This is a genomic window from Fischerella major NIES-592 (genome assembly GCF_001904645.1).
GTDB classification, from domain to species: domain Bacteria; phylum Cyanobacteriota; class Cyanobacteriia; order Cyanobacteriales; family Nostocaceae; genus Fischerella; species Fischerella thermalis.
Genome location: NZ_MRCA01000002.1, coordinates 335,259 through 360,997 on the forward strand (window position 1 = coordinate 335,259; position 25,739 = coordinate 360,997).

Annotated in this window: 23 protein-coding genes; 7 read left to right on the plus strand and 16 right to left on the minus strand. The window is 38.5% G+C overall.

Annotation, left to right across the window (positions count from 1 at the left end):
* Positions 1-2 precede the first annotated feature (2 nt).
* From NIES592_RS05385 to NIES592_RS05415, 7 genes are all read right to left on the minus strand, one after another.
* Positions 3-1,013, minus strand: coding sequence for an Npun_R2821/Npun_R2822 family protein (locus tag NIES592_RS05385; RefSeq protein WP_073555134.1), 1,011 nt, complete (start codon positions 1,011-1,013; stop codon positions 3-5).
* A gap of 4 nt (positions 1,014-1,017) precedes the next feature.
* On the minus strand, positions 1,018-1,968 hold the full coding sequence (locus NIES592_RS05390; protein ID WP_073555135.1) for a glycosyltransferase family 10 domain-containing protein: 951 nt from the start codon (positions 1,966-1,968) through the stop codon (positions 1,018-1,020).
* Between the two features lie 108 nt (positions 1,969-2,076).
* Complete coding sequence (locus NIES592_RS05395) at positions 2,077-3,291, minus strand: glycosyltransferase (protein WP_009456540.1); 1,215 nt, start codon at positions 3,289-3,291, stop codon at positions 2,077-2,079.
* Positions 3,292-3,293: 2 nt separating this feature from the next.
* A complete protein-coding gene (locus NIES592_RS05400; RefSeq protein WP_073555136.1) occupies positions 3,294-5,510 on the minus strand; it encodes an ATP-binding cassette domain-containing protein in 2,217 nt (738 codons plus the stop codon).
* 200 nt (positions 5,511-5,710) lie between these two features.
* Positions 5,711-6,883 (minus strand): glycosyltransferase family 4 protein, encoded by a 1,173-nt coding sequence (locus NIES592_RS05405; protein ID WP_178379476.1) that lies wholly within the window; start codon positions 6,881-6,883, stop codon positions 5,711-5,713.
* Between the two features lie 147 nt (positions 6,884-7,030).
* Positions 7,031-7,873, minus strand: a complete 843-nt coding sequence (locus NIES592_RS05410) for a hypothetical protein (protein WP_073555137.1) — start codon at positions 7,871-7,873, stop codon at positions 7,031-7,033.
* 150 nt (positions 7,874-8,023) lie between these two features.
* Complete coding sequence (locus tag NIES592_RS05415; RefSeq protein WP_102206224.1) at positions 8,024-8,251, minus strand: hypothetical protein; 228 nt, start codon at positions 8,249-8,251, stop codon at positions 8,024-8,026.
* Between the two features lie 401 nt (positions 8,252-8,652).
* Between NIES592_RS05415 and gloB the strand changes: the two genes are divergently transcribed.
* The 3 genes from gloB to dnaB all read left to right on the plus strand — a co-directional run bounded on the left by gloB (position 8,653) and on the right by dnaB (position 11,849).
* Positions 8,653-9,426, plus strand: coding sequence for a hydroxyacylglutathione hydrolase (gene gloB, locus NIES592_RS05420; protein ID WP_073555138.1), 774 nt, complete (start codon positions 8,653-8,655; stop codon positions 9,424-9,426).
* Positions 9,427-9,850: 424 nt separating this feature from the next.
* Positions 9,851-10,309: a 50S ribosomal protein L9 gene (gene rplI / locus NIES592_RS05425; RefSeq protein WP_009456550.1), complete on the plus strand. Its 459-nt coding sequence runs from the start codon at positions 9,851-9,853 to the stop codon at positions 10,307-10,309.
* A gap of 187 nt (positions 10,310-10,496) precedes the next feature.
* Complete coding sequence (dnaB, locus tag NIES592_RS05430; RefSeq protein ID WP_073555139.1) at positions 10,497-11,849, plus strand: replicative DNA helicase; 1,353 nt, start codon at positions 10,497-10,499, stop codon at positions 11,847-11,849.
* A 72-nt stretch (positions 11,850-11,921) separates the two neighbouring features.
* Here dnaB and NIES592_RS05435 read toward each other — a convergent pair whose 3' ends face one another.
* Positions 11,922-12,446, minus strand: a complete 525-nt coding sequence (locus tag NIES592_RS05435; RefSeq protein ID WP_062243297.1) for an FKBP-type peptidyl-prolyl cis-trans isomerase — start codon at positions 12,444-12,446, stop codon at positions 11,922-11,924.
* A gap of 149 nt (positions 12,447-12,595) precedes the next feature.
* The gene (locus NIES592_RS05440; protein WP_073555140.1) at positions 12,596-12,919 is read right to left on the minus strand and encodes a phasin family protein; all 324 of its coding nucleotides are present in this window, start codon (positions 12,917-12,919) and stop codon (positions 12,596-12,598) included.
* 327 nt (positions 12,920-13,246) lie between these two features.
* Between NIES592_RS05440 and NIES592_RS05445 the strand changes: the two genes are divergently transcribed.
* On the plus strand, positions 13,247-13,564 hold the full coding sequence (locus NIES592_RS05445) for a TIGR03792 family protein (RefSeq protein WP_073555141.1): 318 nt from the start codon (positions 13,247-13,249) through the stop codon (positions 13,562-13,564).
* Between the two features lie 314 nt (positions 13,565-13,878).
* On the opposite strand, the gene NIES592_RS05450 is transcribed toward NIES592_RS05445, so the two are convergent.
* On the minus strand, positions 13,879-17,697 hold the full coding sequence (locus tag NIES592_RS05450) for a tetratricopeptide repeat protein (protein WP_073555142.1): 3,819 nt from the start codon (positions 17,695-17,697) through the stop codon (positions 13,879-13,881).
* A 731-nt stretch (positions 17,698-18,428) separates the two neighbouring features.
* Here NIES592_RS05450 and infC point away from each other — a divergent pair.
* Complete coding sequence (gene infC, locus NIES592_RS05455) at positions 18,429-18,896, plus strand: translation initiation factor IF-3 (RefSeq protein ID WP_256678073.1); 468 nt, start codon at positions 18,429-18,431, stop codon at positions 18,894-18,896.
* Positions 18,897-19,076: 180 nt separating this feature from the next.
* On the opposite strand, the gene NIES592_RS05460 is transcribed toward infC, so the two are convergent.
* The 6 genes from NIES592_RS05460 to NIES592_RS05485 all read right to left on the minus strand — a co-directional run bounded on the left by NIES592_RS05460 (position 19,077) and on the right by NIES592_RS05485 (position 22,315).
* Positions 19,077-19,445 carry a hypothetical protein gene (locus NIES592_RS05460; protein WP_009456570.1) on the minus strand — a complete coding sequence of 123 codons (369 nt, stop codon included), beginning with the start codon at positions 19,443-19,445 and terminating at the stop codon, positions 19,077-19,079.
* Positions 19,446-19,550: 105 nt separating this feature from the next.
* Complete coding sequence (locus NIES592_RS05465) at positions 19,551-20,561, minus strand: LLM class flavin-dependent oxidoreductase (RefSeq protein ID WP_073555143.1); 1,011 nt, start codon at positions 20,559-20,561, stop codon at positions 19,551-19,553.
* Between the two features lie 11 nt (positions 20,562-20,572).
* Entirely contained in the window at positions 20,573-20,914 is a 342-nt protein-coding gene (locus NIES592_RS05470; protein ID WP_009456574.1) for a hypothetical protein, read from the minus strand.
* A 346-nt stretch (positions 20,915-21,260) separates the two neighbouring features.
* The gene (locus tag NIES592_RS05475; RefSeq protein ID WP_062243312.1) at positions 21,261-21,572 is read right to left on the minus strand and encodes a hypothetical protein; all 312 of its coding nucleotides are present in this window, start codon (positions 21,570-21,572) and stop codon (positions 21,261-21,263) included.
* Between the two features lie 2 nt (positions 21,573-21,574).
* Entirely contained in the window at positions 21,575-21,841 is a 267-nt protein-coding gene (locus tag NIES592_RS05480) for a hypothetical protein (protein ID WP_062243315.1), read from the minus strand.
* An 18-nt stretch (positions 21,842-21,859) separates the two neighbouring features.
* Positions 21,860-22,315, minus strand: a complete 456-nt coding sequence (locus NIES592_RS05485; RefSeq protein WP_062243318.1) for a hypothetical protein — start codon at positions 22,313-22,315, stop codon at positions 21,860-21,862.
* A 1,005-nt stretch (positions 22,316-23,320) separates the two neighbouring features.
* Between NIES592_RS05485 and cysK the strand changes: the two genes are divergently transcribed.
* A complete protein-coding gene (cysK, locus tag NIES592_RS05490) occupies positions 23,321-24,256 on the plus strand; it encodes a cysteine synthase A (RefSeq protein WP_073555144.1) in 936 nt (311 codons plus the stop codon).
* A gap of 272 nt (positions 24,257-24,528) precedes the next feature.
* On the plus strand, positions 24,529-25,500 hold the full coding sequence (gene hemC / locus NIES592_RS05495) for a hydroxymethylbilane synthase (protein WP_073555145.1): 972 nt from the start codon (positions 24,529-24,531) through the stop codon (positions 25,498-25,500).
* The last annotated feature ends 239 nt before the right edge of the window (positions 25,501-25,739 follow it).

The window sequence follows — 25,739 nt, forward strand, 5'->3', positions numbered from 1 at the left end:
AATTATACCTCAACTTTTAAACCTAACTTTCTCAAAACTCTTGTTCTTAAACTTGGTGGTGCGTTGTAAGCTCTGGCTTTAGTAGCAAACTGTGGTCGCTGTTCTGGCTCATGCAAATAGCGATAGTGTAAGAAAATATCACGATAGGGAAAATCAATATTTTCACCATCACAAACTCTATTAAAAAGTTTGTAAGATAAACCAATATAATGCAGATAAGTTAATCTATTGCCCTGATCATAGAGAACATTATTGCGATTCTCAAATTGTGGAGAAGTTACACAACAGCCAGTAGCTTTACTTGCAGGTAAATTGAGCGAAAAGTTATAAAATGAGATATTTGCTCTCATTCTCATATAGTTGAGAACAGATTGATTGGGAGCAGGCATATATAAAACATCTGATTCCCCTTCATTTAATTTAGTCAGCAACCAATCTCTTTGTTCTGGGGGAAATATCCCTCGCCTAGAAGCGTAAAAACCAGAACAGAAAATTTCTGAGTTAATCTGCTGTTGACTAAATATCTCTAAAAGTTTGGGAGATTTTAAGTTGTAGATATGAGCAGGGTCTTTATACTGAAAGTCATAGACAACAAAATCATGATGATCCAACTGCTCAAAAATAAAATCTAGAGGCTGCATTACCAACGTGTCAGCATCTAAATAGATAAACTTTTCAAATATGCTATCTGAATCAAATGCACAGTAACGCCGATTTTCTCCCACTCTGTAAAACTTTTTAATCCCTCGTTCTTGCCAAGTTTGGATAGCAGTTGGATGAGATTGCCATACTTGCAAAGAAAATTCTTCCCAACGAGCAAAAATATCAGGATCTTCTAGCAGAGTAACATTCTTTCGCGATGCAACTTCGCGACGCACTTTATCTACTTGATCATTATAAGCAATCACACATACAGGCACACCTGCACCAGCATTAACTTCTATGCTGTTAAGTAATGCCACCAATTGGTTATAAACTAAATCATTAGCTAAAGTATAAATTCCATTTTTCATTTTTTTAGCCTTGTTGTTTCACAAAATTCGATAGCCAATTGAGCAAATTTAATTCATGTAAAATAATTTGACGAGCCTCAGCAATAGCATCTTTGGCTTCATACCAAGCATCAGGAGTTGCAGTGATTTCTTGAATATAAGCAATACCTTTTTCATCTAAGCTAGGTAAGCGTAAAAAACTACCGGATGGTAATAATTTATCGGCAGCTGATCCACCGTAATAAATTGGTAAACACCATGCTAAAAGTGCGTCCCATAATTTTTCACTGACATACCAATTATTGCTGCTATAATTCTCAATCGCCAGATTGTAATAGTACGGAGCCATACCATACCATTTATTACCTAACTCACCTGATGATTTGGTCCAGCTAGGTAAATCTCGTCCGTAGAAATCTACTTTAATTCCACTTGATTGTAAAGATTTTAAAAATTCTAAACGTTGGCGATGGTTAGCAGTACGGTTAATTCCAGAAGTAATCCAACTGCAAGTAGATGTCTTTTCTGGTGGTGGCATTTCATGCAAATCTCGAAAAGAATTGGCATGATACCAAATAGCAGGCATATAATCAGGAGTTGGAGCAAAATCATCAGGACCTGATACATAACCGCAATACTTTTGAGCTTCTTTGTAAGCTAATTTGTGTTTTTCTACAACTTCATCTAAAGGTGGTTCACGTAGTAAATAAATTATTCTTTCTTTAGGAATTCCGCGCAGAAAAGTTTCGATTTTGACTTCTGATTTTTTCTGTCTAATAAATCTGTCCAACCAGGATTTTTTTTGGGGAGTTTTGGGAAAATTAAACTGATACATTAATAAAAAATCTGGTTGAGTTGCTAGCGCTTGCATTTGTATATTTCCCCAAACGCCAAATGGATGGGGTGTTTGTTGCCATAGCCAATCGCCTTGTTTTTCTAGTGCGCGATAGCTGCTAATCATGCCAATTGTTTTCATAATTAGTTAGTAGATTAATAAATATTTTCTCTCTGTTTCCTCTGTTTCTCTGCGGTTGAAAATTTATTTATTGAACCGCACCAGTCCCAGAGAAGGCAAAGGTAAGAGTTAGTGATTAACTAATTCAGGATGTAGAGATTCATCAATGTAACTAAGGATTTTGGTAGCACGATTTTCCCAGGAAAATTGTTTGACAAACTCGATAATTTCTGGGTATCCTTGTTCTTTGCGAGGATATGTTTCTAGTACCTGCTTTAATGCTGCGGCAAATTTATGCGGATTATCTGGTTCACACCAAGCAGCGATCGCGTTAGTATTCTTAAACTCCATTAGTGAAGGAATTTCTGTCGCCACAATTGGATTACCAGAGGCTAAATAATCAAACAGCTTCATGGGAGAGGTGAAAGTTGCAGCAGGACCAGAACAATGGGGATGAGCTAAAACATCAGCTGCTTGCAGTAAGGATGCTAAATCTTCGTGCAGAATATAGCCTAAAAAGCTAATGTTATCCACCTGTTTTTGTTGTGCTATTTGCTGATAATAAGCAACTTCTTTTTCATCACCTCCGGCACAGACAAATTCAATATTTGTTAATTTTTTGGCAACATCGATTAAAATATCAATGCCTTTAAATTTTCTTAATGCTCCCGAATAAACTACTAGTTGTTTTCGCCCATTTTTGAGTAGCTTTTGTCGCCATAGAGCAGCTTTTTCTGGTTGTCTTTCCATAAAAAAACGGTTATAGCCATTATGTAATTTAATCACTTTTTTTGGTGGCATTCCTTTGGCAATCATGTCATCTCGAATGGTATCGGCTACTGTGACAGCTAATTGAAATAAGGGATGATTCACGATTTCTGGCTCAAATTTTTTATCTTCGTGATGATGGTGTTCGTAAATAACTGGGATGCCATGTTTGATGGCAGCTTTGATAAAATTCCAGTTCCAAGCGTGAACAAGTTTAGTTTGGGAAAGAATATGAAATGGGAAATAATATTTTGTGGCGATGGTATTAGAATTAGTTAATTTTCCTTTGATATGGTCTACAGGCCAAGGCATTGGCAAAGGTGCTATTTTGAGTTTTTCTTGTAGATTATAGTATTTAATCAATTCTGCTGATACTTTTCTGGGTCGAAAAGGACGGATTAAATTTAAAGGATTTAGTGCAGATAATCCTTTAGAGGGATAAGCTAAAACAGTTGGATAACCTAAATTAGCTGCTCCATTAGCTGCGTTGGTAGATTGAACTAAACTTGCTCCTGGTTTGGGAATTTCATCTACTAAAAAAAAGATGTAATACTTTTGAATAAGAGAACTTTGCATAATTATTTAACTTTAATTATATTTTCAAAATTTTCTAAATTATTCAGAAAACATATGGCAGATTGCAGCGCTTTCTCAATAAATTCATTTTCTCGCTGAGAATTATTGTCTAGCAAACGCAAATAATTAACTATTTGATCGGTATCTGTATGAAACTCTTTGGCAATATTAACTAAGTTTGGATATTGGGTATTTGCATCTTGGGTTTGCCATTTTATTTCTAGGCTAACCATATCGTCAATCACATCAATAATGTTGAGAATTTTCAAAGCAGATTTATAAGCATCTGCAATTAATTCCTGTCTTTCTTGCGGGTTGTCCGCTAAGTTGTCAACTAATAACAGCAGAAACCCAATCATTGAATTGAGGCGTGTGCGAATTTCGTGGGAGATGCGAATTAAACCTTCTTGGTGTTTGCTGGTAGATTCTTGTTGTTCGCCAAACTGCATTGAGTACAGGCGGTAGTAATGACCGTTTTTTTGTAAAAGTTCTTCATGAGTTCCCACCTCTACTACTCGTCCTTGATCTAAGACGGCGATTTGATCAGCTTTCTGCACGGTAGACAAGCGGTGTGCAATTATCAAGGTAGTACGATCGCGACTTAAATCATCTATCGCTTCTTGTACTAAGCGTTCGGAAACTGTATCTAAGGCGCTGGTAGCTTCATCTAAAATGAGTATTTCGGGATTTTGTAATAAGGCTCGTGCGATCGCCAGACGCTGTTTTTGTCCTCCTGATAACATCACACCGCGATCGCCAATTAATGTATCAAATCCCTGGGGTAATTTACTGATAAACTCGTAAGCATTAGCTTGCTTAGCGGCAGTAATAATTTCATCATCGGTGGCGTCAGTACGTCCATAAGCAATGTTGTTTCGCACCGAATCATTAAACAAAAAGGTGTCTTGACTAACAATTGCCATCCCTTTGCGTAGAGATGTAATTTCAAATTCCCGTATATCAATGCCATCAATGGTAATAAAACCGGAAATCGGGTCATAAAATCTTGGTAAAAGGTCTGCTATAGTTGATTTCCCGGCTCCAGAACTACCGACCAAAGCTAAAGTTGTACCACGCGGTAGATATAAATCTACGTCCTTGATTACCATTTTTTCATGACCAGGATAGGCAAAAGAGACATGGTTAAATTTAATACTTTTACTTATTTTTTTATAAGTAATACTACCATTTTTCATGAAAGGCTTATCATCCCGACGGAGAAAATCAGCAGTTATTTCTACGCTGCTGGTTGCATTGGCAAAGCTATTGCGGAGAGTATTTAATTGAGAAATGAGTGGTAGTAATCGCAGTAAGATTAATAAATAAGTGAGTAAAACAGTTGAGAGTGAAGCAATTTCTTTTTGAAAAAATGTCCGGCTTAAAATCACTATTAACAAGAGAGCAACAACTCCCATCACCTCACTAATCGGTGCAATCGCTTCGGAATTCATTTGAGAGCGAAAGTCAGCTTTTTCGCGCTCTCGAATAAATTCTTTAATGCGTTGATATTCTCTTTGCTCATTACCTGTTGCTTTAACTAATCTAATACCACTGAGAATTTCTAGAATCGCAATTGAATACGCTTTTGACATTTCACTCAGTAGTTTACCAAAAGTTCGAGAACGAGCAATTACATACTGATTAATCAACGTCACAAAAGACAACAAAACCGTAGCAGCAATAGTTAATTGCCAAGAAATCGAGATTAGTAAAGCTACAAAAACTAAGACAGTAATTCCTAGAATTATTAATTTCACTATATTGCTAATTGTAGTAGCAGCACGACCAATCTCTCCACCAAGCCGATTGATTAAATCACCAACTTTCATCTTGGCGTAATAATCTATGTCTATTTCTAGTAATAACTGTACACCTGCTTCTCGCATATCAGAAGTCAAGCGACGTGATAAATAGCTAGATGTCAATGAACTAGCGTAACTAGCTAAATTTTTTAAAAAAATTATTAGTATGATTACTCCAGCCATTAGCCACAAGCGATTATTTTCTGACATGTTATCAAACGGATAAGTAATCACTTTGAGAATGGGAGGAGCGCTGCTAAAGTCTACTTCTTGTCCCACAATTTTTAAAATTACAGGCACAATTAAAGCCGTACCTACCCCGTTAAACAAAGCTCCAGAAAATCCTAATATTATTGTTAGGAAAATCAGACCTGGATAGGGTTTAGCAAATCTGAGTAGTAGTTTACGAGTAGACATTGGGGACTTAAATTAAAATATACTCATTCTTAACATGATTCGTGATTGATTTTTTGAAACAGCTAAAAAGTAAAATTAATCAAAATAAATAATTATGATGTTGCTGTTCCGTATTTATACGGTTGCACCCTAATAAATTGTAGATTTTGAATGGAATAATTCCACATCTCATCAAATTTTAAAATGTCTGCTATAAGTAACTACAACCGAGCAATTACCGATTTTAAGCTAGATGCCATTGCCTCTAAACTATATTTTTCTATACACCTTTGTCTAGCTCTTTTTCCACGTTCATTTGCTGCATCTAAATCTTGAAATATCAATTGAATTTGCTCGGCAATTTCTTCGGGAGAACTAGGCGCAGCTAAATAACCTGTTCCCCCTAAAATATCGGGAATATCCCCTACTTTTGTTGATAATACTGGTTTAGCCATTGCCATTCCATCTGTTAATTTCAGAGGGAATTGAGCGCGAGTTTCTGGAGTATCTCGTTGGGGAACAACCACAATATGAGCAGCAGCTATCACATCTGGCATTACATCTGCGGAAAACTTTGTTAATTTAACTATCCAACGTCCCCATTGCTGTTGAAGTTGGCGATCGTAATCATCGTAAGGACTACCACCGACAATGACAAGTTTTAAGTCAGGCTGATTGATTTTTTCTAGTGCCATGAGAATATCTTCTAGACCTTTATAAGGTCTTGGCGCACCAGGAAACATCAAAATTTTATATCCTGATAAACCATAACGATTTCTACTAGCATTGCTGTCATATCGGGATGGATCAAATAAAGAGGTATCTTTTCCATTAGGAACAAACGTACCTCCAAATCGTTGCTGCAAAAATTGATTATGTACAGTTACAGCATCAGCCTGATTAATCAAAGCTTCCATCCATTTCAAATACAAAGGATGATAAGGTGATCTTAAAGCACCATTTGGTTTCAAGAAATCCCTTGCAAATTGTCTGAGCGTCGGACGATATTGCCAATTATCGCCACCGTGCCAACTCATTTCCCAATCATCAATATCTAGAATTACTGGTCGTCGAGTATAGAGTTTTTTTAAAAGTGCAACACCATAACTAGCTGGTTGGGGCTTAATTGCGTAAATAATATCTCCATCAATACGTTTTATTAATTCACCAATTGATTTAAAAAACTTTGGATAATTAGCACCATTTATAGCATGTAATTGAGTATTAGGAGGAATAGCTGCATATAATTCCTTTCCAAATAAAAAACCTAAAATTTCTACCTCATACCCCAACTGCATTAATGATTTTTGTAATAATGATGCTCGAATATAACCATCATTAGTTGACAAATTCCAAACTAGTATTGATATTTTTAATTTATCTTTCTGCTTCATAATAAACAGCACAGCTTATAGCAACCGATTAATTGTTTTTGAATAAGCATCACATGAATAATCCATCTGCGTTCATCATGTTCATCTGTGTTCGAGAAATATACACAATTTTCACACAAATTAAATTCATATCCAACGTAAATATATTCATTTTACCCGCCACGGATTAGTAACTTGATTAGGCATAAAAACTTGAGCAAACTTATCAAATATCCTTGTATATAATGACCTGGTAATATTTTTTGCATATTGAGGTCTATAAGCATAAGTACAATGAAGAACCTTAATTTCTTCTTCAGTTTCGTAGCGATCTTTCCATTTACTTAAATAGTTATAGGCGGGTGGCAAAACTTTCAAATTGGGACGTACAGTTTCAATCGCAGCTGCAAAAGCTCCTTGATCTCTTAATAACAACTTATCTTGATTGCTTTGAATAATTTCAAAATACTTTTGAAATTCATTAAAAAAGATTTTGATTTTATCATTTTTACGAAAAGCTATCAAGCCACTATTGTATTGAATACTATTTTCTTGTAGTGGCAGACCTACGGATTGTAAGATTTGCAAAACTTTTGGTAAATTTTCTTGCTGATTACCTCGCAGTAAATTTGTAGCTTTGCTAATAACAGGTTGTACATCTTCTGTTAATAACAAATCAAATTCATCTAGATAATCAAATACGTCATTGATATCAGTTAGTAAGCAAATATCCGAATCTAGAAAAATAGTTTTATCAAATTCCGAAAATGAATATAAAGCAACTTTTGCTAAACGCGATGCTAAAACAGTATTTTCATTAGCAGGTGCTGGTTTTAAAATGACATTTTTAAAAGCTGTGAGTAATGGATATAAAGCTTTCGGAACACGGTCTATAAGAATAATTATTGGTTCTTGATGAAACTTTCTGATAGCAGCTAAAAAATGAATGCAATCTTGAAATGAGTATAATCCTGTTAAAATAGTAATAAATCCTCTTGTTTCTTTTGACATTATTTTTCCCAATAATATTTATTAAGGGCTAATAATTTGCACTTAAATTTTATGCACAAAAGCAATATATTCGTACAAATATTGCCCTGTAGAGTAGTTAAATTTTGGCTCTTAATTATTCTATAATGCCAAAATAAATATCAGTGCAATTTACCAGTTAACTAGTTTTAATCGTCCTGATTGTATACGGTCAAAAATACGATTAATTTGACGACGTTTTCCTTCATCTATTTCACCATTATTCAGTACAGTAGATGTGAGTAATGCATGATCTTGACGACTCATTTCTCCTGATGCAATAATCCGATTTACAATTGCCTCCACAGCCAATTCAGATTTATTGTTAATAGTTTTGTAGGTAGAGTTGTAATTAATCATTTTTCCCTGATAGATGCAACATTTCATGTCAATGCTCGCTCTATTTTTAACTAATTAAATAGAGAGATTACCAACATAGAAAACTATGGTGCTAGATAGATAAAACAAATATTTATTTTGCTTTATCTAAAACTTTTTGTGTTTTGAACGTGCAAAACAACCAAAATAAATCTAACTTCGTATTTGCTTTTCTACCCAGAGAAATTTTACTGATAAATTTATACCTGGTTTCTAGTTAAAAAATTAATGACCGTAAAAATACGGTTGTCAGCTTTTATTTTTAAGAAGTCTTCAAGCTATAATCAGGAAAATGTAAATCTTGTGCCGATCGCCTCAAGCTTTTGCTAAGCATAGGATTGCTGGTCAATGTTGAGTATCTATTTGTGAAGGAGGCACAGTGAATGCAAGTAATTCGTTTAGAGGCACTTTCAGACAATTACATTTTTCTTTTACACGATCGCCAACAAAATATCGCTGCCGTTGTCGATCCTGCCGAGGCAAAACCAGCTTTAACAAAACTTTACGAATTACAGGCAGAACTCGTAGCAATTTTTAATACACACCATCATTCTGATCACGTCGGTGGTAACAAAGAATTGATACAAAGATTTCCACAACTGAAAGTATATGGCGGAGCCGAAGACCGGGGTAGAATTCCAGGACAACAGATATTTTTACAACCAGGCGATCGCCTTCAGTTTGGAGATAGAGTTGGCGAAGTAATCTTTGTACCAGGACATACCCGCGCACATATCGCCTACTACTTTCCTCCTCAGCACCCAGACGATACAGGGGAATTGTTCTGCGGCGATACCCTGTTTGCGGGTGGATGCGGTCGCTTATTTGAAGGTACGCCTACACAGATGGTAGACTCCTTGAGTAAACTACGTTCTCTACCAGATTCTACGCGAGTGTGGTGCGCCCACGAATACACTTTAAAAAATCTGCAATTTGCTCTCACCGTAGATCCTGAAAACCCCGATCTACAAACTCGTTACGAACAAGTAAAAACCTCTCGCAGCAAAGGACAAGCAACAGTTCCTTCCCTGCTAGGAATTGAAAAACGCACAAATCCCTTTTTACGTTGGGAACAGCCAGCATTACAATCAGCAGTTAACAGTCGCGACCCGATACAAACCTTTGCACGTCTGCGAGTCATGAAAGATAGATTTTAGTTATTTGTTATTTGCCATTTGTCATTCTATCTGTATCCATCCGTGTGCATCCGTGTGCATCTGTGTTCGTCATTACTTATTCTTCCAGCTTCCCCACAATCTGGAAAAACTCGACCACCGATAAACACCGATTCACACCGATAACCCATGGGTGTGCATCCGTGTGCATCTGTGTTCGTCATTCTTATTTTTCTTACTACAGTATTGAAATTGGTCACTCAAGCAAAATTATTAAATCTGTAGCGATCTGGACTTTTTCGCAGTTATGGGTTGCGATCGCACCCTGCATTTCGCTAGGATCTGTAGGCTTATTGGCTATAAGCAAAAGCTTGTTGGGGAAAAAGCTACACTATAATTGTGAACTATCTTGCTGAAACCCCAAGAGATTGAGATTTGAAAGGCAACAACAGAAAAAAGAAAAACAATGGCAAAACGTATACAGTTAGTTTTAACTCAGGATGTCAGCAAATTGGGTAAATCCGGCGACTTAGTAGAAGTAGCTCCTGGCTATGCTCGCAATTACTTACTCCCCAAAAGTTTGGCAACCTTTGCCACTCCTGGTATTCTCAAGCAAGTAGAACGCCGTCGAGAAGTAGAACGCCAACGGCAATTAGAACTCAAGCAACAAGCACAAGAGCAAAAAGCAACGCTGGAAAAAGCAGGTAGCTTCAGCATTGCTAAACAAGTTGGTGAAAAAGAAGCTATTTTTGGTACTGTCACCAGTCAAGATGTAGCCGATATCATCCAACAAACCACTGGACTGGAAATAGATCGGCGTGGTATTACCATACCTGATATTAGCAGGTTGGGTACTTATGAAGCAGAAATTAAGCTCCACAGTGAAGTAACTGCAAAAGTCAACATTGAAGTTGTAGCCAGCTAGAATTAGTGATCAGTTATCAGCGAGTAGTGATAACTGATAATTGCACAACACATCTGTTCTCATATATTTGTGGTGTGAAGACGTTGCAATGCAACGTCTTTGTACATTTAACATGTAAAAGAAATTTTGGACTATAAGGGAATGTAGTCACAATTAATCTAATATCTATCTAAAATATTATATGTCTATGTCTGAAGAACTAAATTTTCAAGGAATAGGCAATGATCGTCTACCTCCGCAAAATATTGAGGTGGAAGAAGCGATATTAGGGGGGATTTTGCTCGATCCAGAAGCGATTGGTAGGGTAAGCGATCGCCTAGTTCCAGAAGCATTTTATATTAGCGCTCATAAAGATATCTACCAAGCGGCAATTGTACTCCACAATCAAGGTAAACCTACAGATTTGCTCTCACTCACAAGTTGGTTGGCTGACAACAACTTACTAAACCGTGTTGGGGGTAGAAATAAATTAGCAACGCTTGTAGATCGCACAGTTTCAGCGATTAATATCGACGCCTTAGCCTCATTGGTAATGGAAAAATATATGCGGCGTCAGTTAATTAAAGCTGGTAATGAAATTGTGCAATTGGGTTATCAAACGGAAAGCGAATTACCTCAAATTCTCGATCAAGCAGAACAAAAAATCTTCGCCGTTACTCAAGAACGTCCTCAGTCTGGTTTAGTCCACATTTCTGATAGCTTGGTTAATGCTTTTCAAGAAATAGAAACTCGCCATCAAGGTATAGCTTTACCAGGTATTCCCTGTGGATTTTATGATTTAGATGCCATGACTAGCGGTTTTCAGCGTTCAGATTTAATCATTGTTGCTGGCAGACCGTCAATGGGGAAAACCGCATTCTGCTTGAACCTTGGTTATAACGTCGCCGCTTTATATAAACTACCAGTTGCGATTTTTAGCTTAGAAATGTCTAAAGAACAACTGGTACAGCGATTAATAGCTAGTGAAGCAGAAATAGAATCTAGTTATTTGCGGAGTGGACGCATCAGTCAAGCCCAATGGGAACCTCTCAGTCGTGCGATCGGCTTACTTTCAGAGATGCCAATTTTTATTGATGATACGCCGAATATTACAGTTACAGAAATGCGTTCTCAGGCACGACGTTTGCAAGCCGAATTAGGTTCAGAACTAGGATTAATTATTATAGATTACTTGCAATTAATGGAAGGAGCAGGGGACAACCGCGTACAAGAATTGTCTAGAATTACTCGTAGTATTAAAAGTTTGGCTCGTGAATTATCTGTACCAGTAATTGCCTTATCTCAGTTGAGTCGAGGAGTGGAAGCACGTACAAATAAGCGTCCCATGATGTCTGATTTGAGAGAAAGCGGCTCGATTGAACAAGACGCGGATTTAGTAATCATGTTGTACAGGGATGAATACTATAATCCCGACACTCCTGATCGAGGTATTGCAGAAGTTAATATTGCCAAACATAGAAATGGCCCTACTGGAACTATTAAACTTTTATTTGATCCGCAATTTACAAAGTTTAAAAATTTAGCTAGACCAAATTATTAATAGTTAGTGGTTGATTGTTGTTTGTTGTTTGAAAAAATCAACAACCAACAACCAACCATCAAAGATCAACTATCAACTAACCTTCAATAACTCCACATCAAAAATTAGAGTGGCGTTGGGAGGAATGACACCGCCAGCACCACGAGCACCATAACCTAATTCTGCGGGAATGATTAACTTACGCCGTCCGCCGACTTTCATAGTACTAAGTCCTTCATCCCAACCTTTGATCACTTGTCCCTGGCCAATCTTAAACTTGAATGGTTGATTGCGATCGCGTGAACTATCAAACTTCTTACCGTTTTCGAGTGTACCAGTGTAGTGAACTGTAACCGTTTGCCCTGGTTCAGGAGTCGCCCCAGTCCCCTCTTCTAAATCTACGTACTTTAACCCAGAAGGCGTGGTAACAACATTAGCATCAGACATAGGAGCGCTCGCAATCAGAGTATTGTTTTCAATAACAGTAGTGGGTGCTGGTGTACTGTCTGTGACTTGGGCAGCGATCGCAGACTCTTGCTTACCACTGCCAATTTGGGCTACCACCAAAATCACAACACAAATCAGCATGAAACCCACGCTGAGTAAAATCGCTTTCAAAATTAACCCCCCCTACTTAAGCTGGTTTTAAAATTTAGCATAACTAGTAGGATAAAATTCAGTGTAAATCAGAAAGCGCCCCTAAATAGAATATTAGATTTTAGATTTTGGATTACAAAATTGTTAATAGCACAATTAACCATTAGCTATTAGCGCCAGATCTTATTTTCTAAATCTCGTACTTGACGCTCTAATCGGTCAATTCTACCCCGCAATTCATCTACTTCTGACTGGCGTGCAACGCCTAAGTCTTGCATCATATTCCGCATTTGTCGTTGCATATTTGCTTCCCAGTTGCCCTGCTCAGACTTTAACTGGTTTACTATATCATCCATTACTGCTTTAGCTTGCTCAGGATCGAGTTTGCCATCTTTGACTAACTGATCACTCACTTGTTTCATTTTCTCTGCTACCAAGGATGTTGTACCAATACCAAGTATTAATAGCTGCTGCATCCAGTTGTTGCTGTCCATACCTAATCCCTATTAATTTTTATCTCACCAGAAACAATAACCTTACTTTTGCATCTAGCCAGAAACCAATGGCGCAAGGATAATTATCAAGGTCGGGTGATGTGAAAGCCTTACTTTTAAAAGTGAATGGTTCAAACAGCACATCACCCAGTAATTGGTAATTGGGAAGATTGCAAACAAATTTTACCCATTACCTATTACCTATTAGCCATTACCGGGACAACCCCGCTACCAAAACATGGGCGAATTCCCCAAAATTTAATCGGGGTGTCCCCTCAATCTAGACTATAGCTCTATTGTGACAAACCTACACGGGGATTAAAAGGAGTGATTATCGAACTGCTGCGGGTGAAAGTACCACCTGAACATCGGGAACAATACATCCAAAAGGACGCCGAAATTTGGACAGCAGCACTTGCTCGTTATCCTGGTTTCCTCGGGAAAGAAGTTTGGATTAATCCTAATGACACCGGAGAGATTATTTTAATAGTGCAGTGGGCGACAAGGGAGGAATGGAAAGCCATTCCCCAAGCTGAACTTGATGCTATAGACCAAAAGTTTAATCAAGAATTAGGATTTCAGTTTGAGATCGTAGAGTTTTGTGAGTACCAGGTACGGAAATTTCCTAGAAAGAGTGAGGTTTGAGGATCAACCCTCTGTTAAGAAGCATCATAAATCTGCCAACCTCGAACACCCACCGTTTGAGAATTGGTTCGGCAATGGGCATTTGATCTAAGAAGTCGGGGATCTACTTTCTTTGACTTTTTTATCAACGTCGTCAAAATGCGATCGCATCTGATCAAAATATATGATCGAACTGTCGATTAGGAATTCAAACCACAACAAAAAATCAATGAATGACGAACACAGATGAACACAGATGCACACAGATAATTCATCTGTGTGCATCTGTGTGTATCGGTGTTCGCTTTCCCAAAAATTTTTATCTTTAACCAATCTCAAATATGGAAATTGCCTGTAATTTTGAATCCTGCCCAATAATAGGGATGACTATAAACTTTTGTATCTGCCGCCATTTGACTAGTTCTATACAGTTCTGATGCTAAATGGGTTTTAATTCTTAATCCCTCTGAAGGTATTTGCTTTAACAAATCTTCATACCATTGTCTCAGTTCTGCAGCAGTTAATTCCTTTAGCCATAATATGGCTTCACCTAAAGCGAGAGTAGGTGATATATTTTGTTGGATTCTTTGGTAAAACTCTATCATTACCAAAGTACTAGCTGGTGATTCTACAGTCCAGAGATTACTAACAATATGATGAATTTTTAGACTCAGCAGAAAGTTTAATAAGTCACTACATTCAGTAGTTATAGTTTGAGGACAAGCTGTTGTAGTTTTGATATTGCACAAGGTAACTAGTTTGTAGTTTGCCAGTTGATGAATATCAAGTTCTGCAAGAGTGATTTTCTCTTGATTTGCTAATACTAATTCTGAGGCACACGGCTGGCTATAATTAGGAATTACCTGCCCCAAAAAGTGAAACATGTTGTAATCTTTTTGTAGAGAATTGATGACAAACTCTTTAGTAGCCCGTGCTTCTTGAATGCATTGAGAATGAGTAAATGTTTGGCTTATTACTTCAGCTTCTACCTTAGCAAGTTTGAGTTTCGATGAACCTGTAGCTTGTTCAACATATAACAGCAGCTTTTCATCTGTTTTTTCTATAGCTTTGGAATTTAAAGATAAACCCATCTGAACGCTTGGTAGGTAGGTAATTGTGAAATGAGAAGATACATTTAAGGATTCTTCCTCACTCGCACAGTTGAGATAGAAAAGCGCATGAAGAGGTAATTTGTGCAAATCGCGGTGGGGAATCAAAATCAATTGGTTAATGTCTTCAAGTTCTTGCACAATCGCAGAAATATTGAGAATTTTTTTGAGTTGTAGCAGTTTGCGTTCAATGTCCGAGTCCCAAGCATACTTGCTTCGGCTTTGTTCTTCTTCACCGAGACTAGAATATTCTTGATATTTTTGATGCCATTGTTCTATCCAATCTTCAAATGCACTTAAACGTGCAACTGCTTCCGGTACAGGCAACTCATCAATTGAGGCAAAATTAAGTATTGGTGTAAAAATGGGTATAGGTTCAGGGGATTTGTATTTAATAACAAAAGTGCGTAATGTACAAGGGCTAATATGCCAGTAAATTATTGCTGTTTTGGGATTAAGTAGTTGGTGAATTTCGTTGTAACTGGGTGAGAAAATTTGCTCACGCCAACCAGAAAATAGCCAAGTGAAACAAGCATTTTTGCCGTATTCGGCAATTTCCCAACCTTGTGCTAACTCTCCAAATTGTATGGCTATATCAACAGCCAACTGCCATAAACCCACAAATTTCAAAGCCAGTTGCTTTTTATCTTCGTTGCTGCGAGTCGGTTCTTCTAACAGACTTTGCAATAAATCGGTAGCACGCTTTTGGTATTGGTGGGCTAGTTTTGTTTCTCCTAAAACAACCAAGGTTTTAATGAGATTTTGTAGAGTCTCTAAATGCAACAGAGGAAAGGTTTGATCTGTCAGGGTAGTCAGTGCATTTTCATAAGCAGCGACAGCTTCTAGCCAATAATGACGGGGTACAGGATGTCTTTTACCTCGATCATAATGAGCATTACCAATTGCTAAATGTAATCTACCCCAACCTTCAGGATGGGTGTTTGGGCTAAGATATTTAAGTCCCTCTTGATAACTGGCCAATTTTCCTTCATAGCCACGTTCGTTGAGAGCATGATTATCGGCTGCGATACTACTCAATACAGGCGATCGCCATTCCACCATAATTGCGTTTCCAGCAGCGCTACCCCGACCTAGCCAAGCTTCCCAGTAATCTGGTTTTATTTTTAAAGTGCCATCATAGGAGATAATCGCTTCTTCATATTGCCCTAAATAAAATTGCGCTACACCCCGGTTGTACCAAGCAAGATAAAAGTCGCTTTCGATTTCTATGGCTTTGTCGTAAGAGGCGATCGCTTCTTCTCGGCGTCCTAAATTGTCCAACGCTACACCCCGGTTAAACCAAGTTAAATAAAAATTAGGGTTAATTGCTATGGCTTTATCCCATGAGGCTATCGCTTCTTGCCAATTTCCTAAACTGGCTAAGATGACGCCTCGATCAATCCAAGCTTCGTGGAAGTTGGGTTGAATTTGTGTAGATCGATCATAGGCGGCAATCGCTTCTTGGATGTTACCTAATTTTTCCTGGACACCAGCCAATCCATACCAAGCTTGGTAACATTCAGGGTTGATTTGAATTGCTTGATGATAATTGGCGATCGCTTCTTCCCAGTCGCCGATGTTAAATAATGCTAACCCTCGCTTATACCAAGCTAAATCAAACTCGGGATGATATTCAAGGGCTTGATCGTAACAGGCGATCGCATCATGACTTTGCCCGGCTTCTGCTAAAGCAGTCCCCCGGAAATACCAGATTTCTGGATCGTGGGGTTGTAGTTGTAGTGAAGCATCAAAACTAGCAATAGCTTCAGATAACTGTCCTAGCTTTAGTTGTACTAGCCCTCGTCCAGACCAAGCTTCGTGATAGTCGTGTTTCAATTTTAAAGCTTCATCAAATGAGGCGATCGCTTCGGTAAAATTTCCTAACTCACTCAGGGCTGCGCCTCTGTTGTACCAGCCTTTATAAAAATCAGGTTTAATTCCAATCGCCCGATCATAAGAGGCGATCGCTTCTGGGAAATTTCCTAAATAAAATAGCGTTAAACCCCGGTTAAACCAATATTCATAAGCATCGGGTTTTAATTCTACGCTCTTATTGTAGTATGTCAACGCTCCTGCCAAATCACCTATTTTAGCCTGTTGTAGACCTTCGTAAAACCATGCCTCTGCTTGGACACTATTGCCATTTGATTCATCGCTCAGTGCTTCAATAATCGCATGAGTATCGGTGGTTTGAATTCCCAACCCCACAGCTAATTGTTGTACTAAATTAGTACTCTGCTCTAACCTCAGCAATAGATCATCAAGTGAAGTTTCTACAATTGGCGATGAGTTTTGCCAAGTTTCGTCTAATGCTGTAGCTGCAAGACTTTCTCTGACCCAACTTTCTTCTTCGTATTCTTGCCAAGCAGTATCCTCTTTTACTACATCTAAAGGTGGAACAAAATGGTCGAGTGTTTTGCTTACTACACCATCTTCTTGGTACTCCCATAAAAGTTCCCCAAGATTGCGTATCAAATCTATCCCTGGAGTTGCCGATACAGGTGTGGGTATAGTATTTCCCTCATGCTGATTCGGCAGATTTGCGGGTAATTCTGCTTGTGGTAAAGGAATAGAGTTAGGTTTCGACTCTGGGGTTTCAAAGTCTATTGCCAAATCTTCTGCATCAGTTTGCCAATATTCTCCACCTAAATTCCGTGTTAACAGGCGTATACCAATATCGTAGGCAAGGTCTCCGACTGTTCCAATCCTCAATTCACCTAATTGCACCATCCTTTCTGCCAGGTGATTATTTGGTGCAGGTGAAGATAGTAATTTTTCACCAAAGTTTAACAACCACTCTATCCAGCGATCTGTACTGATACGATTTTCCATCCGTTGCAGATACTTGATCGCCCAGTGCTGTCCTCGCGCCTGATACACACCTTCTAGCAGTTGGGTGAACAAAAATTCCAGATCTGCGTCCGTCAGTTCTGGTAGCTGCTGTTCCACCTGATACCCCGCTACAGCCTTGCTATGAGCAGTCTGCTTTCTGCCATAGGGGGACTTCCATAACCTTTTTAGCCAATCTACTAGCCACTTGAGCATTTCAGGGACTCTTGGATGCTTTTCATATAAATTTTAGCGATCGATGTTTAAAAAAACTCATTAATTACGTAAAAACTCGTTATATTGTTACATAGAAAAATGCTAAATTTATCACCAGATATCTAAGCTAATTCTACAGTAAGACACTGGTCTAAAATTTATAGCGATTATCTCAGTGATGGTCAAGTGCATAGTATACATAATTTGACACTCTCTCTTGAAAATGGGTGTGGGAGTGTAATACCGTTTCATCATTAGTCTGATGTACTTGGCGAACTGGAAGACAAGGCAGAGAATTTGTATCAATAATTTGGTGAAATGGTCTAAGGGTGCAGGAGTGATAGTTTAAGTTGCGATTAGCTAACTAGAATAAGGCTTTTAAACTGTTAAATTTTACATCTTGCAAGAGTTGCAACAGCCAGGAGGCTGAGGATCCAAACCCTTGTTAGCAGTAACATGAACAAGAAATTCTGGCTTTTGTTGATCTTGGTGCAAGACTTCCATGAGCAGAGTTGACAATCAAGCAATTAAAATTTCTTTTTACTCCTTCTACCTTCTGCCTTTCCAGACAGTTAGCAGAACTTATGACTGTGAACTCAAGTTCACGACTTGATGCAAGATGTAAGGTATCAGACTATTCATAGTTGACGTTGTGTTACCTTAGTATTACTTGCAAAGCTAAACTCTTGAAAAATTGAGAGGAAATCATTATCGTAGTCCAAAAACAATTAATTAACTCCCAAATCAAGTCTCCTCAAGTCTTGTTGATTGATCATGAGAATAACAATCGTGGTCTTGTTGACACCCGTGAAGCTCTAGAGCTAGCCCAGAGCGTAGATCTTGACCTAGTTGTAGTCTCTCAAGACAAAGATACTCCTGTGGCGAAGATTCTCAACTATGGTAAGCTTCAGTATCAAAAGAAAAAACGTCAAAGCCAGAGTGCTAGACCCACGGTCAAGGAAGTACGATTCCGTCCAAATGTGGGTGCGGCTGACTACAATTTACGTATCAGCCAAGCGACTCAGTGGTTGAGTAAAGGTGATTCAGTAAAATTTGCCATTCGTTTAAGAGGTCGAGAACATCAATATCGTGATCAAGCTGGAAAATTACTAGACCGTATTGTCAATGATCTTACTTCAGTGGGTAAAGTCCAGTCGCTTGATAAACGTTCACTAATTCTTCAAGTCATTCCTGCCTAAATTTATCTTTTAATAATCTCGTTAGAAAGTCCCTCAATGAAGAAATTGAAGTTAAAGAGGGTCTAATAATATTGAATGAGCCAGACGACCAATCCACAAATCAAAATTTTTTCTAGTGGAATGGGCCTCTGGCTCGTTATCATTTAGGTGATAAAATTGATAACTGAAGACTGATAACTATTAAAGCCAATCTCGATAAGCTGAGATTTCATTGACACTAATTTCAAAGGGCATCCCTTTACCAAAGGGAGGATAGACGCGAAGATTGGCGTTATTATTAAATTTTTCTAGCTTGCTTCCTAGTTGGGGAATATTATTGACGATATGCCAGTAGGTGACTATATCTGGGCAGTCAATTACTAATTTCAGACTACCGTCTTTGGTCGTGAGATACCACTGACAACTAGATAATAATACTTGTGTGATGCGATCGCACGCTTGAAAAAAGCACGCACCTATTGACTGTTCTAGTTCCAGATACAACATTCTATCCTGTGGCGTTACCTCGTTGGGTGGCATGTCATCTGGAGGCAAGAAGGGTTTCTTCATGATATTAGCCCTTGATTCAAAATTTGTTGATGGTTAGTAGATAGTAGTTAGTAGTCAATTTTTCCCACTAACCACTAACCACTAACAACTAACCACTAACCCTTTTCAGACATAACTTCGCACTTCTTGGTTGTAGCGGGTTAAACTTTCGAGATTTTTTTGCCAATCAAAAGCTGAGGGTTTGAGTGCCAGTGCATCTATATTTAATTCGTCCTGAAATCTTTTGATTTTGTCGCGACAAGTTGCTACGTCACCAATAATTGAGTTCTCAATCAGGTAGTCTTCTTCAAAACAAATATTATGGCGATCAAAAGGCTTTTGATGCTGGTTGCCGTGATTTTGATTTTGCATCACGACAGCAGCATTGGCTTGCATTTTTTGGCTAAATTTGCGGATAAAAGGTAAAGCCTCACTCACTGCCTGATCATAGGTTTTAGCAACAAAAAAGAAGCGTGCCAACATCAGTTTCTCAGAACCACTGGAATTTAATGCCCGATATTTGACAACAGTGGTTTTCAATCTCTCTAGGGAAAAGGGTGGCCCCCCCATTAAACCAAAAGAATGTTTGGCGGCAAAGGTTATCCCCTCGTCATCACCACTGGCAATATACACAGGTATCTGTTTCTGCAAAGGTTTGGGGAAAATTGTGATGCGATCGCAATGATAGTAATTCCCCTGAAAGGATACATCTGTTTCGTACAAAAGTTTATGAATTAATGTCATCGCCTCTAAAGCTTTGGCACGAGATTCACCCATAGGTGTGGCAAAATGCCTATTGTGTTCAGGGAAAGGTCCGCCTTTGGCTATGCCAAAAACTAGTCGTCCACCACTGAGGTGATCGAGTGTGGCAATGTCTTCTGCTACCTGGATGGGGTTGTGAAATGCCAATAATACCGCCGCCGAACCTAAGCGAATTTTGGAAGTCACGCCCGCTAAGTGTGCCATCAATACCAAGATTGAGGGACTGAGATTGAATTCGTTAAAGTGATGTTCTGTTACCCAAGCTTCATCAAAACCTAAACTTTCGCAGTGTTTTACCATCGCAACTTGTTCAGTAATGGCGCGATGGGCGTCTTGATGATAGTTTTCGTAATTGCAGAAAATTCCAGTTCTCATTGCGATCGCTATTATTCAGACATTGCTACCCAATGCAAATCTAACCACAAGCGCGGATCTGCTTGCTTGATTTTCGACATGGGATCACGTAACAGTCGCGAGGCATTCAGGAAGACTACCTGAACTAACCCCATGTTCTCTGCTAAATCTCGGAGTACTTCTTTGTGGGCTTGCACACGGGGCATCATTTCACCAGGACAATAAATCCCTATGTAGCGCAAACGTTTGGGAGGTCGTCCCCAATAATTGGTGATGACTTTGACATAACAGTCATCTAACAATTCTCCGACTTTGGGGTAATATTTTTTGACGATCCTCACATATTCTTTGGATAATATATCTTCTCTAATCATGACAAAACCTATTCCAATCAGGCAAGAGTCAGAATTAGGGATGAAGAATGAAATTTAATACTTCATGCTTCATTCTTAATATGCTTTCAATTGGTCAATTAAGTTCAGCCACCATGCCCTATTTTTTAGGGTTTATCACATTATTAATATAACATGATTTATCATGTAAATATGACCAAATCATAGAATAAATAATAAATTATGTGAAATTTACAATTAAAAAATAGAAAAATTTTTAATAACCAATTCATCATCAAATAAAAGTTTGTAGTGAAATTAGCAAAAATCACTACAAACATAACAACACACAAGCAATGTATAAAATTTTTATTTTTATTTCTACCTGTTAACGAAAATTACGCTCTGACACTAATACTTCAGCTACCAAACTTGGTAATTCTGTCAGATCAGCATATCCTTCTGAACCATGAATTGGAGATATAAATGTATAATCTGGATCACATTCTCCTGTGTCATAAACTTGCATATACCACCGATCAGGAAATCCCTCTACAGCTATTTCTACAATGTACCAACTCATGCCAATCAAACGAGAATTAACAATGACAAACCACTCTCTATTTGCTTCTAAAACGTTCCACTCAGCCATGAGAAACTCTAAAGCGATTTGTCCTGCGTCAGTTGCAGTTAATAACATCTTTACTCCTTATTTGGAACTTCAGGAATTTCAGGATATAACCCTAACTGCTTAGATAATTCACGGGCAACATGAATCAAAAACTTTGCTCCATCATCATTGCCTTGATGTGCAAATACAGCTGCAACTTGTAACATTGTTTGTATTAAACCGGCATCAAGTAATTCTGGCTGAGTTTCCAAAACTTCTGGTTCCTGACCATTAGGACAGCTAAGTAACTGATCAATCAAATCAAAGTATAGATTTTGGCGTTCTTCTGTCATTGTCATAAATTTATTATGTATTCCTTATTGCTCAATGCTTTCCTGCCATAGTTTTTCCAAAATTTCCACTTGTTGTTGAAAAATTCCAGCCCTATAAACTAGATACCTGTCGTATAAAAAAAAGAATATTCCCAAAACTATAGGGAATAACAAAAAGAACCATTTCAATAAATCAACAACTTTATATATTTGAGTGTAAGTGAGCAAAATATGTAGAAAATTGGTATCAAATATTTTGATGTTATTTGTATCATGAGCAAACTTTTGACATTCTTGCTCAGGAGTTAACAAATCAGTATGTTGGCTACCAATAATACGAAATACACCTGTTTGCATTTGTTCTACTTTACAGGTTAAATGCTGTATTTCGACTAGCTGCATATGTTGTTCCCAAACCACACTCAATACTACTAGCTCAGGTGAAAGCACTATCAAAGTCAGTAAGCAAACTATAAAAAACTTAGACATTTGTAGTCTCATTTTGGCTCTCCCTTGCTAGGTAGTATGCACCCCGTGAGACAGTATCTTTTTGTCTGAATTGACCCTGTGGAGTAATTAAGGTATGAACACCCAAAAGTTAAGCCCAATCAGTTAACAGTTATCAGTAAACATATAAATGTGAAAACTGATAATCACAAGAAAGTAAAGAATCACTATTGTTTAACAAGCCGAATTTTTACAAGAGAACTTACACATTCCAAGCCACTCATATATTAGTTCATCTACTTTACATTTGTGAGGGCTTAAGAAGTCCCCCCTTTGCAGGGGGGGTAGAGGGGAATCTCTGCGTAAATCCTATATGTTTTATAGCAGATGCCTTTGCCGAGAAGAGTTGTTTGCAGCCAGATCAAGATTATTAAATTAATTAAGTTTGTACTCAAAGCTAATAATTGCCATTTAATCAGTATTTAAAAAATATTTTGGGGGATGGGTGCTAGTATTTTGAGGTATAGGGACTCGCATTTTCCAGATAGGGTACTGGCATTGATGTACTCAGTCAGCAATTTGTAGAAGTCAAAGGTCGAAAGTCAAAATTCAAAAGAGAAAATTATAATTTCACTTCTATAGATAGTACTCATTCTGAAATTATTGAAAAAATTGCCAAATTTTAGTAAGAGAAAAGTCAGAGTTTCAAGAAAAAATAGCTAAGTAAATATACACTTAATTAACATTAATAAAAATAAAAAGATATATGATATCATTTTTAATGATTTTCAGAGAAAAGCTTTAAATTATCATTAAAAATTACAGAAATCAACTAAATTCTCTTTTAAGATTGTTGGTTGTTGATGGTTAGTAGTTAGTGGTTAGTAGTTAGTTGTTAGTAGTTAGTTGTTAGTAGTTAGTTGTTAGTTGTTAGTTGTTTACTCCCCACACTCCCCACACTCCACCCTTAGGGGAAGCCGCTACGCGTCTACACACTCCCCACACTCCCCATCACCCCATCACCCCATCACCCCCATTTCCCAACAAGGAGTTTTATTCGTGCGAATTGCCCGTGACGTGACTGAATTAATTGGACGCACGCCATTAGTCCAGCTGAATAAAATTCCCCAAACAGAGGGATGTGTGGGCAGAATTGTTATTAAGTTGGAAGGAATGAACCCGGCTGCTTCTGTAAAAGATCGGATTGCTGCGAGTATGATTACAGCAGCAGAAACTGCTGGATTAATTGAACCAGGAAAAAGTATTTTAGTAGAACCAACATCCGGAAATACGGGAATAGGATTAGCAATGGTGGCGGCGGCGCGTGGTTATCGTTTGATTTTGACTATGCCCGAAACCATGAGTATAGAACGACGAGCCATGTTAAAAGCTTATGGTGCAACTGTAGAACTAACACCAGGAACAGAAGGAATGCGGGGAGCAATTCGCAAAGCCGAAGAAATCGTGGTTAACACTCCCAATGCTTACATGCTGCAACAGTTTCGCAACCCAGCTAACCCCAAAATCCACCGCGAAACCACTGCTGAAGAAATTTGGACAGACACAGATGGACAAGTAGACATTGTCGTCGCTGGGGTGGGTACTGGTGGAACAATTACGGGCATAGCTGAAGTTATAAAAGCACGTAAACCAAGTTTCCAAGCGATCGCAGTTGAACCCCAAAATAGCCCTGTACTTTCTGGTGGACAACCAGGATCACATAAAATTCAAGGTATTGGCGCAGGATTTATCCCTGAAATTCTCCGTACAGACTTAATAGATGAAGTGATCGCAGTCAGTGATGAACAAGCGATCGCATTTGGGCGACGTTTGGCGAGGGAAGAGGGTTTGTTATCGGGTATATCTTCGGGTGCAAATTTGTGTGCAGCAATACAAGTAGCGAAACGACGGGAGAATGCACAAAAGTTGATTGTGGTGATTCAGCCTTCCTTTGGAGAGCGTTATTTGAGTACACCGATGTTTCAGAATTGGTAATTGGGGATTACTTAACCCTCTGTTAAGAAGCAAGACCCAGGAAAGAAGTCAGACGGCATTTGTACCTGCTCAAAAAGTGTAGATTGCTGGATCACGATCCCATGCTATTTCCATTGCATAGAGAACCTTGCTACAAACAACAAAACTTGTAAAGATACGTAAAGCTAAAAAAAGAAACTTAATGGCAATGGGCAGAGTGCAACGCTGAACGTCACCCACTGCGGTAGTCTAGATGAAGTGAATTTATCTCTGCCCTTTGACATAATTGGTTTATGACATCAGTGGTTTCCAGTCCGAGCCGTACAATCCGCATTGGTTCTCGTAAAAGCCAACTTGCTCTAATTCAAACTTATTGGGTACAAGAACAACTACAAAAAAGCTTTCCCGATATTACTTTTGAAGTCCACACTATGGCCACCCACGGCGACAAAATCTTGGATGTGGCATTAGCCAAGATAGGTGATAAAGGACTGTTTACCAAGGAACTCGAACTGGGAATGATCAATCAGGAGATTGACTTTGCTGTTCATTCTCTCAAGGATCTGCCGACTCGCTTACCAGAGGGTTTAGTTCTAGCAGCAATTACAGAACGGGAAAATCCCGCCGATGCGCTTGTGGTGAATGAAAAGTACAAAGACAAGCAAATTGACACCCTGCCAGAGGGAGCGGTGATTGGTACATCTTCTCTGCGTCGCCTAGCACAGTTACGCCATCGCTATCCCCATTTCACATTTAAAGATGTGCGTGGTAACTTGAACACACGCATGGCCAAGCTAGACGCTGGTGAGTACGACGCTTTGATTTTGGCAGTAGCTGGATTGCAGCGTTTAGGAATGGGCGATCGCATTCATCAAGTTCTCCCCAAAGAAGTTTCTCTACATGCTGTTGGACAAGGTGCATTGGGCATTGAATGCCGTGCTGAAGATACAGAACTGATATCCTTACTCAAAGCCATCGAACACCCCGAAACACGCGATCGCTGTTTAGCGGAACGCGCTTTCTTGCGGGAACTAGAAGGTGGTTGCCAAGTTCCCATCGGTGTAAACACTGATGTAAAGGATAATAATTTGACTTTGACAGGAATTGTCGCCAGTGTCGATGGTCAAAAAGTGGTCAAAGACACCATTTCTGGCGCAACCAAAGACGCAGAACAGCTGGGTATAGAACTAGCACAACGGATGCGGGGACAAGGAGCGCAGGAAATTTTAGATCAAATCTTTGCTGAAATCCAGCGTGGTTCTTAAATCAGTGAACAGTTATTCAGCTATCAGTGATTAGTCAACAGTTACATCTAAATGTAAATCCACACTGCATTCATAGCATCGTTATTGGATCAACGACCACCAAATGATGACAAAATGCACACGAATCATCTATCTATGTATATCTGTGTTCATCAGTGTTCATCGGTGGTCGATTTCTCAAACATAAAACTTGTTGTGTTTTGAATTCAGATTAGGCATCAGTTAGAAAAATGACAACT